Below are 12023 nucleotides of genomic sequence, written 5' to 3'. Positions count from 1 at the left end.
GTCCGGCACGTGCCACTCTCCAGGAGACCGGCTTCCGCACACAAACAGCGTCGAGCCGATCCCGAAGGGATGGCTCCGGCCGGCCGGACTCGAACTCGGATCGCAGGGGAGGGCGGCCGCGTCCGGCACGCCCTGCCAGTCTCGGGCGTGCCGCGGGGATGCCTCTTCGGTGGCACGCTTGCCGGACTTTTCAGGCCGGCCTTTCATAGAATGCAAGTGCACGGGCCGGGCTTGACGTGCCTTCCGTGAATGAATCTCATGGAGGGCGGGATCGTCCGATGGATGGGGCGTCGCCCTCGAAACGAAAGGCAAGCTTATGAAACATCGGTTTGGTTGGAACCAGTGGGTCCTGGCCTCGTGGATGGGCGTGTGTGGCCTGGGCTTTCTCGGCACGGTGACCGCCTCCGCCGAGCCCAAGAAGGTGCTGGTGGTGAGCGTGACGGAGGGTTTCCGCCACAGCAGCATCGAAATCGGCAACCAGGTGATCGCGCAACTGGCGCACGATTCCGGTGACTTCGTTGTGGAAGTGGCCAACATCAACCCCAATGCGCCCGAGTTTCGTGGCCCTGATGGCAAGCCGGACCGGGCCAAAGTGCACGAGGCGAACCGGCGCCTGTTGGCCGAGAAAATGAGCCCGGCTGCACTGGCCAGGTACGACCTGGTGATTTTCAACAGCACCACGGGTGACCTGCCCATACCCGACATGGACGCGTTCCTCGAGTGGATCCGCAGTGGCAAGGGGTTTGTGGGTGTTCACGCGGCCACGGACACCTTCCGCGGCCATCGGCCGTTTCACCCGTACGTTCGAATGATCGGTGGTGAATTCAAGACGCACGGTCCGCAGGTCCAGGTGGACGTGCTCAACCAGGACCCGAAACACCCGGCCTGTGCGCATCTGCCGGGTTCCTGGACCGTGTTCGACGAGATCTACATTCTGGACGGGTTCGAGCGCCCGGCCGTGCACGGCCTGCTGGGCTTGGACAAACATCCCAACGAAAAAACGCCCGGGGACTACCCCATTGCGTGGTGCAAGACCTATGGCAAAGGCAGGGTGTTCTACACCTCGCTCGGCCATCGCGAGGACGTGTGGGATCCCAACTGGACCGAGGGCAACGGCCAAAGGCGGAACCCGCCGTCGGTTGCGGTTGCCTTCCAGCGCCACTTGCTGGGTGGCATTCGCTGGGCGCTGGGACGGGAACAGTGACGGCAAACCGATGTCGCGCCAAACGGCCCGACGACGCCAACCGTCCGAACCGGTCCGCGGGCGGCGGTTTTCCCTGGGAGAACGGCAGGGAGGCCTTGAGAACCAGCGGGAGCAAAGGGTGCTGAGCGCGGCACCTCCGGAAGACAAAGGATTATGAGCGAGACCAAGCACGGGATGGAATGGAATCGGAGAGAATTCCTGAGGGGAAGTTCCCTGGCGGCGCTGGCCACGGTGCTGGGCGGGGTGCGGTTGGTCAAACCGGCGGCCCGGGCTGCTGAAACGCCCGCGCCCCCCTCGGGAGAGCGCGTCAAGGTGGGGCTGATCGGGCTCGGCCAGTGGGGTCGCGAATTGCTGGACCAGTTGCTGCGGCTGCCCGCCGCCGAGGTCGCCGCCATCTGCGACAATTACCCCCCCATGGTGCGCCGCAGCCAGAGGAAAGCGCCGGATGCGCTGGCCACCGAAAACTACCGCGAGGTGCTGGAGAACAAAGACATCACCGCGGTGGTGGTCGCCACCCCCACCCACCAGCACAAGGAGATCGTGCTGGCCGCACTGGAGGCGGGCAAACATGTGTATTGCGAGGTCCCGCTGGCGCATACGGTGGACGAGGCACGCGAAATCGCCCGCGCCGCGCTCAAGCACAACCGACAGGTGTTCCAGTCCGGGCTGCAACTCCGGTCGGATCCGCAGCGGCATTTCCTTCTGCCGTTCATCCGCTCGGGCGCGCTGGGGCGCATGGCCATGGCTCGTGCCCAATGGAACAAGAAAACCAGCTGGCGCCTTACCTCGCCGAATCCGGAACGGGAGGCCGAGATCAACTGGCGGTTGTCTCCGGAGATCTCCCCGGGTTTGATGGGCGAGGTCGGCATCCATCAGTTGGACCAGGTCAGTTGGTTCCTGAACCACTGGCCCACCGCGGTGCATGGATTCGGAACCGTCGCTTTCTGGCGGGACGGCCGAAAAGTGCCCGACACGGTCCAGGCCGTTGTGGAATATCCGGATGGCTTGCGCCTGCTGTACAGCGCCACGCTGGCCAACAGTTACGAGGCGGACGCGGAGATCTATTACGGGAGCGATGCCGCGGTGCTGATCCGCGGCAGCAGCGCTTGGATGTTCAAGGAGGCCGATGCCCCGCTGCTGGGATGGGAAGTGTATGCGCAGAAGGATGCCTTTTACCAGGCGACCGGCATTTCGCTCCGGGCCGACGCTTCCAAACTGAAGACCCGCGGCGCGCAGGCTGAAGCGCAAACGGAAGCCGCCGATCCGCCGGTCTACTTTGCCCTCGAAGCCTTCCTGCGCAACAGCCGGGAGGTGACCAGCGCCGTCCGCGACTTCACCTCGCTGTACGGCGACACCGATCCCCGGGCACTGGCCGATTATCTGGCCCAGGAGGTGCGGCGGCTACCGGCGGCCGACGCCCTCGACGGTTACCGGGCCACGGTGCTGGCCCTCAAGGCCAACGAAGCCGTGGTCCGCGGTCAACCTGTGGCCCTTGCACCGGAAATGTTTGAATTGAGCTGAACCCTCCGCGTCCAATCTTATGATGACACTGCTCGCTCCCATCAAAATGGCCGCCTCCCGTGCGCGAGGCGTGAGTGCTCGAACGACCGGCCGATCGTTGCGCATTGCGTCGGTTGGGCTGCTGGTGGCTGCCCTGAGCGCGGTGGCTGCCGAGGGCTGGACCCGCCTGGGGCCCAAGCCGGGCGGCCATTCCAAGGTCCGCATCGAGGGCACCTCCACCATCCATGACTGGCAGGTCGAAAGCCCTCTCATAGGAGGCTCTCTCGAACTGGGGCCCAACTTTCCCAAATCACCCGATGAGGCCAAACCGGGCAAACTCGACGTGCGGGCGCAGGTCTTCATCCCGGTCAGCTCCCTCAAGAGCATCAAGGATGACGGCACACCATACAGCACGGCGATGGACGACATCATGCACGGCAAGCTTCTCAAGACGGAGCACCCGCGCATCTTGTACACCCTGCAGGAGCTCACGCTCAAGGAGGGCGGCGCCAAAGAGTCGGGCCTGTACGAGGCCCAGGCCGTCGGTGATCTGGTCGTGGCCGGCGTGACCAACCGCGTGACCTTCCCCGTGAAGATCCAGCTTCACCCGGACAACCACGTCACGGTCAGCGGCGAGGTGGCGCTCAAAATGTCCGACTTCAAGATCGAGCCGCCCGCGCCGAAAATCGCCCTCGGCCTGATCAAGACGGGGGATGAGGTGAAAGTGAAATTCCAGTGGGAGGTCTTCCCGCGTTGATGTCGGTCGGGACCTTTCAGTGCCCGACAGACGATGTGTGCGCCGGCCCGGAGGATGCTCCGGGCCGGTCGTTTTTGCCTGGCCGGTCACCTGACAGGGGATTGGGCCGGGCCGGCAGAATCACACAGGGAACGGGGACGGGCCACCAGCGGCAATCCGTGCCGTGCGCGGAAAACCTTTCCCTTGGGCATGTCGCGTTTCCTGGGCGCACTGCTGAGCCGGATGCCGTCGGAACGGTCGTTCAGCCCATCTGCTTGACTTCTACTGAGATGGTTTTGACATAAGTCAAGTTACTCGCTGCGAGAACGTTGTCCGGCGGCGCGAGTCTGCTAAGGTAATGTCCGACATGCGCGTGCAGACATGGGCAGGGATCGCCGTGGGCGTGATGATCGGTGTGGCCCTGGGCACCGGGGCCTACACCTTCCTTTATGCCCGTGGGTACTCCTACCTCACGGACGATCCGGACGCCTGTGTGAATTGCCACATCATGCGGGAACAGCACGATGCGTGGCGTCACTCGAGCCATCACGCCGTGGCCACCTGCAACGATTGTCACACCCCCGAAGGGTTCGTTGCCAAGTGGTGGACGAAGGCCCAGAACGGCTTCTGGCACTCGTACTATTTCACCCTGGGCACGTATCCCGATCCCATCCGCATCACCGAACGCAACCTGCGGGTGACGGAGGAGGCGTGCCGGAAGTGTCATGGCGACATCGTGCACGCCATCGAGGCTCCCGCAGGACGCGCGTTTCCGGCCAGGGACAGGCTTTCATGTGTACACTGTCACCGGGACGTGGGTCACATGCACTGAACCAGCAAAGGAAGGAGAGGAGATTCTGACATGCGGCACCAGTGGATCAGCAGGATCGGCAGCCGGTTCGGCGGTCAGTTGTTGAAATACGGTGTGGTGACCGGGTTGGCGGCGCTGGTGACGGTGGGTGCGCTGGCGCTGTTGCTCAACATCCTGGAGCGGAAGAGGGAGGCCCAAAACCCGTTCTTCCGCGTGGTGGAACTGACCGACGAGACCACCGACCCGGCCGTGTGGGGAAAAAATTTCCCGATCCAGTACGACAGTTACAAACGCACGGTGGACCAGGTGCGGACGCGGTACGGAGGCAGTGAGGCCCTGCCGCGGACGCCGACGCAAGCCGATCCCCGTTCCGTCGTGGCGCAGTCCAAACTGGAGGAGGATCCGCGACTGAAGACCTTGTGGGCCGGATACGCCTTTGCCCTCGACACCCGGGAAGACCGCGGGCACGCCTACATGCTGGAGGACGCCACCTTCACGGGGCGACAGGCCAGGCCTCAACCCGGTGCCTGCCTGAACTGTCATTCGTCGGTTTACACCGCGTACAAGAAACTCGGCGACGGCGACATCATGAAGGGGTTCGAACGCTTCAATGCCCTGCCGTTTGCCGAGGCGCGCAAACTGGTGGAACACCCGGTGGCCTGCATTGATTGTCATGATCCGGAAACCATGCAGTTGCGCATCACGCGGCCGGCCTTCATCGAAGGGATCCGCCAGTTAAAGGCCCGCGAGGGCATCCCCGATTACGATGTCAATCGCATGGCCACGCGCCAGGAGATGCGGACCTACGTGTGCGCGCAGTGTCACGTGGAATACTACTTCAAGGGAGAGAGCAAACGTCTGACCTTCCCCTGGACGCACGGGATCAAGATCGAGGAGATCCTGGCCTACTACGACGAGCACGGCGTGAAGGATTGGAACCATGCCGAGACCGGCGCTCCGGTCCTCAAGGTGCAGCATCCGGAGTTCGAGTTGTGGAGCCAGGGTATCCATGCGCGTTCGGGGGTGTCCTGTGCGGATTGCCACATGCCGTACCAGAGGGTGGGGGCTTTCAAGGTGAGCGACCACCACGTCCGGAGCCCCATGCTGAACGTGCATCGGGCCTGCCAGACCTGCCATCCCTGGCCTGAAGACGAGCTCAAGGCCCGTGTCCATGCCATCCAGGACCGGACTCATCAACTGCGCGACCGGGCCCTGGACGCCCTCATGGACTTGATTGCCGACATCCGGGCCGCACGGGAAGCGGGCCTGGACGAACGCGGACTGCAGGAGGCCCTGGATTATCATCGCAAGGCGCAGTTCTACATAGACTTCATCGAGGCTGAGAACTCGACCGGTTTCCATGCCCCGGAGGAGGCGGCCCGGATATTGGCCGAGGCGATCGACTTCTGTCGCCGTGGACAGACGGCGTTGCGAAAACTGGCCACCAGCGGGGGACCGACCACCGCTGCGCTGGCACGGGACGAGGCAAACGACCTCTGAACATGGGCGTGGCGGGACGCATACCCGGCTCGCACCGCACCAGCCGTACCGCCAGGGGTCCTGTGCGTGCGGGACACGACTCTTCGTGCCGCAGACGGCCGGGCGCTGCATGCCGTCCGTGGACACTTCGAGCGTGAGCCAGGGGTGGCAGAGGGCGGGCCGGCCTTGTTCTTCAAGGCCAGGATCGGGTGAGCCGGCGGCCTCGGGCGCCATTTCCTTGACTGAACCGGGCGAAAACCCGCATTAAGCAGGGCCGTACAAAGGAGACCACCAGATGAGCTTGCTGCGCCGGAAACGAGTGGAAGATCTGCAGCGGGAGGCCCTGACCGACCAGAGCCTGCACCGTGCCCTCGGCCCATGGAATTTGGTGTTGCTGGGTATCGGGGCGATCATCGGGGCGGGCATCTTCGTTCTCACGGGCAAGGCCGCTGCCAATTACGCCGGACCCGCGATCGTCATCTCCTTCGTGCTGGCGGGACTGGCCTGTGCCTTTGCCGGATTGTGCTATGCCGAGTTCGCTTCCATGATCCCCATTTCCGGCTCTGCCTACACCTACAGCTACGCCACCATGGGGGAGCTCCTGGCCTGGATCATCGGGTGGGATCTGATTCTGGAATACCTCTTTGCGGCTTCCACGGTCGCGTCGGGTTGGTCGGAATACATGGTTTCGTTTCTGGCGGACTTCGGAATCGTGATTCCGCCGGAATGGGCCGCGGCACCCTGGGATCACAAGGTTCCGCCCGACGCGGGCTGGAATCTCTGGCGGGTGTTCACCGAGGGTTGGACCCGGACCGGGGCCATCCTGAACGTCCCTGCCATGTTGATTGTCGGGGTGATCACCGTGTTGCTGGTTCTGGGCATCCGCGAATCGGCCACGTTCAACAACATCATCGTGGCGGTGAAGGTGGGGGTCATCCTGATGTTCCTGGCCGTCGGGGTGGCGCATCTGAACCCGGAAAACTGGCAGCCGTTCATCCCGCCGTCGGAGGGTCCGGGCCGGTTCGGCTGGGAGGGCGTGCTGCGTGCAGCCGGTGTGATTTTCTTTGCCTACATCGGGTTTGACGCGGTTTCCACAGCCGCGCAGGAGGCCAGGAACCCGCAGCGAGACATGCCCATCGGCATTCTCGGTTCGCTGGCCATCTGCACCCTGTTGTACATCGCGGTGGCCGGCGTCCTCACCGGCATTGTGAAGTATGACCAACTCGACGTGGGCGCGCCCGTGGCGGTCGCGATCGACACGCTGGGGTCGGGCTTTTCCTGGTTGAAGACACTGATCAAGGTCGGTGCCCTTGCGGGACTTTCTTCCGTGATCCTGGTCATGATGATGGGTCAACCCCGGATCTTCTACGCCATGGCGCGCGACGGCCTTTTGCCGCCGCTGTTTGCCCGGGTGCATCCACGGTTTCGAACGCCCTACTGGGCGACCATCCTCACCGGGTGCTTTGCCATGTTGTTGGCGGGGTTGCTGCCCATCGGTCTGCTGGGTGAGCTGGTCTCCATTGGCACGCTGCTGGCCTTTGTGATCGTCTGCGGGGGGGTCTTTGCCCTCCGGTTCACCGATCCGCACATCCCGCGGCCTTTCCGGGTGCCGGTGTTTTGGCTCGTGTGTCCGCTGGGGGTGTTTTTCTGCGGCTGGTTGATGGTCGGGTTGCCGCCTGATACCTGGGCCCGGTTGCTGGTCTGGATGGCGCTGGGGTTGTGCGTGTATTTCTTGTATGGCCGGCGGCACAGCGTGTTGGCCCGGCAGGGCGCCGACCACCGTGAAGACACGCGATAGCGCGCCAGCTGCCCCAAGCGCCTGCAACGGGCGGACCGAACCCTGCGGCTCAACGGCGCCACGGAGGCTTCATGAGTTGCCAGCGGACCAGCCAGTCGTGCAGGATCGCACCGGCGAAAGTTCCCTCCGCCGCCAATTCCTCCGGAGGTTGCCCCCAGTAAAACGTCAGCCAACCCGCCACCTGGTCGGCGTGCTCCCGCATGAACCGGATGAGGTTTTCCGCCCGGATGTGAAGGGGGAAGATCTCTTCGACCACAAGCGGCCTGTCAGAGCGACAGGCATCCAGGACTTCCATCGCCTCGGACAACCGCCCTTCATCCGGGTAAAGGTGAACACTCAGGAAATCGAGTTCCCGGCTCATCATTTCGGGATCGAAACCGGAAAACGAGTCCGTGCGACGGCGCTCGGGGAGCAGACCCACCGTGACCAGGGCTTGTGGATCCTCGGCGCGGATGGATTGTTTGAGCAATCGAACCCAATCCCGCGCCACGATCGCCCGGGGCCGCCCCTGCGGATCCCGTGTCACGGCCTGGACGTAGCTGAACCCCCCGAACTCGCCGGCCAGCCAGTCCCCGGCCGGTCGGGGCTGTGCCGGCACGAAGGGCTCGTTCATAAGGTTGTAACAAAAGACCGCCGAACTGGAGCGGGCCGTGCGCGCCACAGCCCGCCAGAAGGTGGCCTGCGCGCGCCACCGATCGGACTCGGACAGCGCGTCGTACCATGCGGGCACGGTGGTCCTGCGGTAACACCCGAGCCCGGTCAGGTCCACGAAAAGTCCGTTGCGCTCCGCCAGCCGGAGCAACCGGCGAAGCCGGCGCAGTGCCGTTGCATCCGGTTCCCCGGGCCCTTTGAGGAACGCGGCCACCTGCAGATGGATGCGGACCGTGTTGGCTCCGAGCCGTTTCATCTCGGCAAAGTCGGCCGCCACTGTGTCCCATTCTCGTTCCCAATACTCCTCCAGGAGGCGGCCCCGATGGTCGCGATCGTAATTGAAACCCCAGGGATGAAAGGGTTGGCCCTCCGGACACAGAAAGATCGGGCCGGTTGGGCTGACCCGGATGCGCGGGGGAGTGCCCTCCGAGGGAAAGCCGGCGATTCCTGTCACGAGACAGACGGTCAACCCCAGCAGACCCGCGCGGGTCATGGACCGAACAGCTCGCGGATGGAGATTTCGAACGATGGCCACAGAGCCTCGGTGAGCAGCTCCGACCCGGCCAGGATGGTCTGCAGCGCCAGTCCGTAGGGCGTGGCGTGGTAAACCTCCACGTTGTCGTACCGGGGATCGATCATCCAGAGCCGGGCCGGCCGGATCTCCTCGTAGAGGGCCTTTTTGATCACGGTGTCGGTGTGGTGATCGGCCGGGTTGATCACCTCGGCAGCCAACCAGAGTTTTGCGTTTGCCGTGGTGAGGACCGCCAGGTCCGGGCGGATGGCCGTGTCCGGTGTGATTTGGATGCGTGCCCGGCACGCGAGCAATTGGGCGGCGGGAAAGGCCGCCAGAGATGCGGCCACGCGCGCGTGAAGGCGTTGGCAGATCCGCTCGTGACGTTCTCCGGGGGGAGCACGAAGGGTGGGCATCCCGTCGAGGATTTCTTCGTAACCTGCGCTCATGACCCTTGCTGCGCCACCTTACGGCGGGGACCCGCCGGACGCAAGCAGCCCTGCGAACGGCTCCGGCAGGCGCGGCTGTCCGGGAATCGCTTCAACGCAGGGCGGGCCGGAACGTTTCGCCGCGTTTCAGAGACCGTGCGAATTCGGCCAGCAGCTTCGGGATCGCCTCCAGGTCGCCCAAGTGAATGACCTCCACGGGCGAGTGCATGTAACGGTTGGGCAGGCTGACGAGGGCGCTGGGAATTCCTCCGCGGGTCCAGAAGATCGCGTCGGTGTCCGTACCGCTGGTGTTGGACATGGCCTCGTGCTGGATCGGGATTCGGGCCTTGCGGGCCAGGGCCTCGAGTCGCTCCACCAGCGCGGGATGGTTGCAACCGCCGTGGGTGAGGGTGGGACCTTTCCCCAGGCGGACATCGCCGTGTTTGGCCTTGTTGACTTGCGGATAGTCGGTGGCATGGGTGACGTCCACGACCAGCGCGAGATCCGGCTGCAGGCTGTAGGCGATCTGGCGTGCACCGAAGAGGCCGACCTCCTCCTGCACGTTGGCCACAGCGCAGACCTCTGCCTGGAGCCGGGCACCGGACTCCCGCAACAGCCGCAGGGTCTCGGCCACGGCGAAAGTGCCGATCCGATTGTCGAAGGCGCGGGCCACGGCGAAATCGCCGTGTAACAGTTCGAATTCATCGGCCAGGGTGACCGGGTCGCCAATGCGGACCCTGCGTTCGGCCTCACGCCGGCTGGTGGCCCCGATGTCGATGAACAGATCGTGGATCTTGGGAGGCTTGCGTTCCCCTTCGTCCTTCAGCAGGTGGGGGGGCAGGCTGCCGATCACTCCCCTGACCGGCCCGCGGCGGGTGTGGACGATCACCCGCTGCGCCACCGAAACCACCGGGTCTACTCCCCCCAGACGCCGCACATGGAGGTAGCCCTGGTCATCGATGTAATGCACGGCCAGTGCAATCTCGTCCGCATGCGCCGCCAACATCAGCCGGGGCGAGCCGCCTTTGTTCAAAACCGCCACACAGTTGCCGTAGGCATCCCAGAACGTCTCGTCCGCCCACCGCCGCACGTAGTCCAACCAAACCTGCAGCCCGCGAAGTTCATGCCCCACCGGACTGGGGGTGTTGACCAGTTGTTTGAGGAATTCCAGGGACGCCTCTCGCATACCGGCAGGGTAAGGAACGACAGAGGGGTTCGTCGAGGACCGGCTGAGTACCCACCCCCAGGCCGGGCTCGTCGAGCAGTCCCCCGGGATGGTGCCCGGCGCAACAAGGTAACCGCCTGGTCACAACCGGAACCGCGGGGCGAGCCGGACCGCCGCCGGCCGCTCAGGTTTTGCGGGGTTCAGACTCCCTGCCGGGACGGGAGGATGCGTTGTCAGGCGGCTGCGTATGTTCGACGCGGCTGAGGATTTTGCCCCGGTGCAGGCGCGTAAGGATGGGGCGGCCCGGTTGCACCTCGCCGGCACTCCGGATGAGCCGACCCGATTCGGCGTCGAAGGTCAGGGAGTAACCCCGGGCCAGGACCTGTTCCGGACCGAGGAGCGCCAGGCGGCTTCGCGCCGCCGACCAGCGCTGGTTGCGGTGCTGGAGCTGATGCCGGACCGCCTGACGGAGCCGGGCACAGGCAGTTTCGAGGAGCCGACGCTGGTGCTGAAGCCGTGCGAGCGGCCGCGCCTGGTGGAGACGATGCACCAGGTGCTGCCACCGCTGCAGCCGCAGGGTGTGCGTGGCGCATTGGGCGCGCTGCAATCGCGCAATCAATTCGTCCCAACGCTGCCACGCCTCTTCCAGACGCCGCCGGGGATGCACGCGCTGGAGCCGGGTCAACCAGGCGGACAACGTCTCCCGGGAGCGGTCCAGGTGCCGGAGCAGCCGGTCCTTCAACAGGCCGGGGACCTGGGCCAGGAAGTCGCGGCTGGCATGGACATTTTCGGTCAGGATTTCGGCGGCGGCACTTGGCGTGGCGGCGCGAACATCGGCCACGAAATCGCTAATGGTGAAGTCAATTTCATGCCCCACGGCGGAGACCACCGGAAGGGCCGAAGCCGCGATGGCCCGGGCGACCACCTCCTCGTTGAAGGCCCACAAATCCTCCAGGCTGCCGCCGCCCCGTGTGACCAGAATGACGTCGAGCCGCGGCGGGGGGACGCGAAGCAACCCCTGGGACGGAGGCGGCTCGGGCACGGGCGCAAACGCGAACTCGTTGAGCAGCCGGATGGCGGCGGCGATCTCGCCGGCTGCGCCATCGCCCTGAACGCGGCACGGGACCAGCACGAATTCCAGCATCGGATTCCGCCGCCGGGCCACGTGAAGGACATCCCGAATGGCGGCGCCCGTGGGTGAGGTGACCAGGCCGATGCGGCGGGGGTAGGGCGGCAGGGGACGCTTTCGTTCCCGGGCGAAGAGCCCCTCGGCGGCCAGCTTTTTTTTCAATTGCTCGAAGGCCAGTTGTAGGGCACCCAACCCTTGGAACTCAAGCGCCCGGATGACCAGCTGGTACTGGCCCCGCGGTTCGTAGACGGTCAGGTCACCGCAAACGACCACCTTTTGTCCATCGGCCAAGAGGTCCCGGCGCGTGATGTTTTCCCCCCGGAACAGCACGCAGGCGATCTGTGCGGCGGCGTCCTTGAGTGTGAAATAAATGTGGCCGGAGGATTGGATGCGGAGGTTGCTGATCTCCCCGCCGACCCAAACCTGCCCAATCTGCTGCTCGAGCAGTCGCCGGATTTGCAGGGTCAGTTCACTGACGGTCCAGACCCGGCGCATCTGCTCCGGCGCAAACAACTCGCCGAAGTCCCACTGATCTTTCACACCACGGCCCATGCGGCCTTCAGTCTGGGGGGTGAACGTGCCGAAGGCAACGCGCGCTGTCGCCCCCCCGG

General features: G+C 64.8%; 10 protein-coding genes. 6 read left to right on the top strand and 4 right to left on the bottom strand.

Annotated elements, in window-relative coordinates; translation table 11 throughout:
- Positions 1-316 precede the first annotated feature (316 nt).
- The 6 genes from ACPDIX_RS01545 to ACPDIX_RS01520 all read left to right on the top strand — a co-directional run bounded on the left by ACPDIX_RS01545 (position 317) and on the right by ACPDIX_RS01520 (position 7528).
- A complete protein-coding gene (locus ACPDIX_RS01545; protein ID WP_423430008.1) occupies positions 317-1204 on the top strand; it encodes a ThuA domain-containing protein in 888 nt (295 codons plus the stop codon).
- Positions 1205-1357: 153 nt separating this feature from the next.
- On the top strand, positions 1358-2725 hold the full coding sequence (locus ACPDIX_RS01540; RefSeq protein ID WP_423430007.1) for a Gfo/Idh/MocA family protein: 1368 nt from the start codon (positions 1358-1360) through the stop codon (positions 2723-2725).
- Positions 2726-2795: 70 nt separating this feature from the next.
- Positions 2796-3461, top strand: coding sequence for a YceI family protein (locus ACPDIX_RS01535; protein ID WP_423430006.1), 666 nt, complete (start codon positions 2796-2798; stop codon positions 3459-3461).
- A 346-nt stretch (positions 3462-3807) separates the two neighbouring features.
- Positions 3808-4272 (top strand): cytochrome c nitrite reductase small subunit, encoded by a 465-nt coding sequence (gene nrfH / locus ACPDIX_RS01530; protein ID WP_423430005.1) that lies wholly within the window; start codon positions 3808-3810, stop codon positions 4270-4272.
- Positions 4273-4302: 30 nt separating this feature from the next.
- Positions 4303-5751: an ammonia-forming cytochrome c nitrite reductase subunit c552 gene (locus ACPDIX_RS01525; RefSeq protein WP_423430004.1), complete on the top strand. Its 1449-nt coding sequence runs from the start codon at positions 4303-4305 to the stop codon at positions 5749-5751.
- A 274-nt stretch (positions 5752-6025) separates the two neighbouring features.
- Positions 6026-7528, top strand: a complete 1503-nt coding sequence (locus tag ACPDIX_RS01520) for an amino acid permease (protein WP_423430003.1) — start codon at positions 6026-6028, stop codon at positions 7526-7528.
- Between the two features lie 49 nt (positions 7529-7577).
- Here the strand turns inward: ACPDIX_RS01520 and ACPDIX_RS01515 are convergent, their stop codons facing one another.
- From ACPDIX_RS01515 to xseA, 4 genes are all read right to left on the bottom strand, one after another.
- Complete coding sequence (locus tag ACPDIX_RS01515; protein ID WP_423430002.1) at positions 7578-8672, bottom strand: cellulase family glycosylhydrolase; 1095 nt, start codon at positions 8670-8672, stop codon at positions 7578-7580.
- Positions 8669-9139, bottom strand: coding sequence for a Uma2 family endonuclease (locus ACPDIX_RS01510; protein ID WP_423430001.1), 471 nt, complete (start codon positions 9137-9139; stop codon positions 8669-8671). Before ACPDIX_RS01510 ends, ACPDIX_RS01515 begins: the two co-directional genes overlap by 4 nt.
- Positions 9140-9230: 91 nt before the next feature.
- Positions 9231-10304, bottom strand: coding sequence for a M42 family metallopeptidase (locus tag ACPDIX_RS01505; protein ID WP_423430000.1), 1074 nt, complete (start codon positions 10302-10304; stop codon positions 9231-9233).
- Between the two features lie 163 nt (positions 10305-10467).
- The gene (gene xseA, locus ACPDIX_RS01500) at positions 10468-11964 is read right to left on the bottom strand and encodes an exodeoxyribonuclease VII large subunit (protein ID WP_423429999.1); all 1497 of its coding nucleotides are present in this window, start codon (positions 11962-11964) and stop codon (positions 10468-10470) included.
- Between the last annotated feature and the right edge of the window lie 59 nt (positions 11965-12023).

Source organism: Limisphaera sp. 4302-co (genome assembly GCF_049537155.1).
Lineage (GTDB): Bacteria > Verrucomicrobiota > Verrucomicrobiia > Limisphaerales > Limisphaeraceae > Limisphaera.
Note: the sequence above shows the minus strand (reverse complement) of the source record. Positions and strands in the feature narration are given on the sequence as shown.

Coding starts and splice junctions, on each gene's coding strand:
- ACPDIX_RS01545 (WP_423430008.1), top strand. CDS start 317: ATGAAACATCGGTTTGGTTGGAACCAGTGGGTCCTGGCCTCGTGGATG.
- ACPDIX_RS01540 (WP_423430007.1), top strand. CDS start 1,358: ATGAGCGAGACCAAGCACGGGATGGAATGGAATCGGAGAGAATTCCTG.
- nrfH (WP_423430005.1), top strand. CDS start 3,808: ATGCGCGTGCAGACATGGGCAGGGATCGCCGTGGGCGTGATGATCGGT.
- ACPDIX_RS01525 (WP_423430004.1), top strand. CDS start 4,303: ATGCGGCACCAGTGGATCAGCAGGATCGGCAGCCGGTTCGGCGGTCAG.
- ACPDIX_RS01520 (WP_423430003.1), top strand. CDS start 6,026: ATGAGCTTGCTGCGCCGGAAACGAGTGGAAGATCTGCAGCGGGAGGCC.
- ACPDIX_RS01515 (WP_423430002.1), bottom strand. CDS start 8,672: ATGACCCGCGCGGGTCTGCTGGGGTTGACCGTCTGTCTCGTGACAGGA.
- ACPDIX_RS01510 (WP_423430001.1), bottom strand. CDS start 9,139: ATGAGCGCAGGTTACGAAGAAATCCTCGACGGGATGCCCACCCTTCGT.
- ACPDIX_RS01505 (WP_423430000.1), bottom strand. CDS start 10,304: ATGCGAGAGGCGTCCCTGGAATTCCTCAAACAACTGGTCAACACCCCC.
- xseA (WP_423429999.1), bottom strand. CDS start 11,964: ATGGGCCGTGGTGTGAAAGATCAGTGGGACTTCGGCGAGTTGTTTGCG.